The following is a 252-nucleotide window of genomic DNA, read 5'->3' on the forward strand; positions in this document are numbered from 1 at the left end:
ACCTTCGGACGCAGCACACCCGCCAGCCGCTCCCCCGTCAGCGACTCCACCACACCGTCGTCCAGCACACCCGCCGCATGCACCACCGCCCGCACCGGACGGTCCGCCGGAACCCCGGCCAGCAGTGCCTCGACCGCCGTACGCTCCCCCAGGTCACAGGCCTCCACCGACACCCGAGCACCCAGCCCGGCCAGCTCCGCGACCAGAGCCTCCACACCCTCGGCAGCCGCACCACGACGACTCACCAACAAC

Annotated in this window: 1 protein-coding gene; it reads right to left on the reverse strand. The window is 72.6% G+C overall.

The window, feature by feature from the left end; genetic code table 11:
• On the reverse strand, nucleotides 1-252 hold a 252-nt coding region (locus ADK41_RS14890), incomplete at both ends, for a KR domain-containing protein (protein WP_159043977.1).

It is taken from the genome of Streptomyces caelestis, assembly GCF_001279005.1.
GTDB lineage: Bacteria > Actinomycetota > Actinomycetes > Streptomycetales > Streptomycetaceae > Streptomyces > Streptomyces heliomycini.